The following is a 2,572-nucleotide window of genomic DNA, read 5'->3' on the forward strand; positions in this document are numbered from 1 at the left end:
TGCGTCGATCAGCCCGTACAGTGTCACGCTGCTTTGTGCATGCGCCGCGCCGCCGACGAGAGTAGCCAGCGCCGCACCGGCTATCAGAGTTTTCTTCATGAGCAACTCCAGGGTTGAAGGCCGATTTCATTAAACACTTCACGTCACCCCTATCGCGACGTCCTCTCTGCGGAGAAGCTGCCGTCACCGTAAGACGATAATGCAATTGGGGGTCCAAAACTATGCGTGGCCGAGTTTGTCGCTCGCCAGCAACAAGGTGACCGTCCGCATCGTGTCATCTCGCCAGCGAACAAGGCAACTCGGCGCTGTCGCCGCATGGCAGCAAAACAATCCACCTGAAAGCAGCCCGCAATCCGGGGGGCCTATGGCGACGTCGCCTGGTATGCCTCATCCACAGTCAATCATGGATTTGCTGCAAGCGGCAGTGAAATTCGGCGTGAAGAAGATGCCAACAACGTGGGGCTGGAAGCCAAAGTACACTTATGGTTGCAAAATCATCAACAACAGACCACGCACGTTGAGACTGCAGTTAGCCATCCTCGTCGTGTGCTGCGTGTGCCATGGGCCGCCCGCGTCGGGAGCGGATGATGCTGCAAGCTTGAGCGACTAATACCTGCGTATATGCGCGAGCGTCTAGCAGTCACTTTCCGTCATCCGATGCGCGGTCTCAGGGCGCCCGCAACCGAGATCGCCAGTCGCAGCTCCGTCGCGACCTGCTCCTAACAGCGCCGCGAATACGCTGACGTAGCTGCCATACGGCTTCTGGATAATCGTTCGCATGGGGAGGGCATGTCATGACGAAGCTTCGTTTCTTGCCGCCCTGCTGGTCGGGATTGCGATGCTCTAGCGGCCGGCGCGGGCCGAGTCGGGACCGAGCGCGGCCGCTGTAGCGCAAGCATCGCACCGCCGGCTGCGGTTACGAAGGCCCGCCAGGCGAACCTCGCGACCAAACCGTGGACCGGCGACTTCGACGCGATGCTCGAGCGTCGCTCGATCCGCTTTCTTGTGCCGTTCAGCCATACGCTCTACTTCAACTACAAAGGCCGAGAACACGGTCTGACCGCTGAATTCGCGCGCGACTTCGAACGGTACGTAAGAAGCGCTACGCCAACCGGCTCGGCAAACAACCGGTGACAGTCTTCTTGATTCCAACGACCCGGGACAAACTTCTGACGAACCTCCAGACCGGGCTGGGCGATATCTCGGCGAGCAACCTGACGGCGACCGTTGAGCGCCGCAAGATTGTCGACTTTGTTTGCGCCGCGTGACCGCAAGCCGGTCCGGGAACTGATTGTGACCGGTCCCCGCTCTCCGTCTATCGGTAGCCTGGACGACCTCGTGGGAAGGCGACTGTATGTACGTAAGACAACGAGTTACTACGAGAGTCTGACGGCGCTGAACGACCGCTTCACGAGAGCGGGCAAGCCGCTCATGCTAATCACACTACTGCCCGACTTATTCGAAGATGAGGACACGCTCGAAATGCTCAATGCGGGAATGCTCGGCATCGCAGTGGTTGACGACTGGAAAGCAAAACTGTGGGCGCAAGTCCTGCCTCAGATCAAGTTCAGGGAAGATCTGGTTGTACGCAGCGAGGGCTATGTGGGTTGGGCGATCAGGAAGAACGGCCCGCAACTGCAGGCGGTGATGACCGATGTCTACAACGAGTTTGTTCAAAAGCAGAGTGTCATCGACTACCGGCTCGCACAGTTCATGAAGCGTATCAGGCAGGTCACCAATGCTTCGGGCGCGGTCGAGCGCAAACGTTTCGAAGAGACAGTATGGCAAGCAGTATGGCTTCGACCTCTGATGCTGGCCGCCCAACGCTACCAGGAATCGCAGCTGAATCAGTCCGCGCGCAGTCACGCGGGCGCGGTCGGCGTCATGCAGCTCATGCCGGGAACAGCCATTCGGGCATCCGGCTCGGCCGGCAAGTCGTCGGCCATAGGCCAGCACCCGCGACCCACGGGCCGTTTCGGTCGCGCATGTCGGCTCGCGAGAAATTCCGGTCTGGCCCTGCCTCCCTAACAGTCACCGGACGTAGGAAGCGGAAGCAGCAGAGGCTCAACCGGAAGCGGCCTTTCGCGCCCGCTCCGATAGTTCGTCATTCCTCGCATAGCAAAAACTCTGTAATTCACTATTCTCTAGACAGGGATGGACGGGTGTTAAAAGGTGTTCGCGCAGAAGGAGTTAATAAATTGATCACAAACTTATTGCGCCGCGCGTCCAGGGCTACCTGGATATCGGTTCTCCTGCTGACCATCGCTCCTCACGCCTACCCTGCATCCGAGCAGAAAGGGCCACCGATCAGTCCCGCGCGAGTTGAGCCCGAAACCGCCTCACAGGCCCAGGCTCGTGCGATTCTGATGAAAATGGCGGTATTCCTTGGCGGGACGCCGAGCTTTCGTGTCGGTGTACGCAGCGGGTACGACGCCGTGCAGCCGTCCGGGCAGAAAATCGAATTTGGCGAATACCGCACCGTAACGTTGAGCCGGCCCGATCGCATGCGCGTGGAAAGCGAGCGCAGCGATGGCGCAAAAACGCTCGTTGTGCTCACCGGGAAAGAGATCGT

The 2,572-nt window shown here is 59.3% G+C and carries 2 protein-coding genes; both read left to right on the forward strand.

Annotated elements, in window-relative coordinates:
- Positions 1-1,227 precede the first annotated feature (1,227 nt).
- The gene (locus NCT32_RS36640) at positions 1,228-2,028 is read left to right on the forward strand and encodes a transglycosylase SLT domain-containing protein (RefSeq protein WP_250491521.1); all 801 of its coding nucleotides are present in this window, start codon (positions 1,228-1,230) and stop codon (positions 2,026-2,028) included.
- A gap of 170 nt (positions 2,029-2,198) precedes the next feature.
- A partial coding sequence (locus NCT32_RS36645) for a DUF2092 domain-containing protein (RefSeq protein ID WP_250491522.1) occupies positions 2,199-2,572 on the forward strand: 374 nt, incomplete at its 3' end.

The sequence above is a fragment of the Caballeronia sp. INML2 genome (genome assembly GCF_023631365.1).
Classification (GTDB): domain Bacteria; phylum Pseudomonadota; class Gammaproteobacteria; order Burkholderiales; family Burkholderiaceae; genus Caballeronia; species Caballeronia turbans.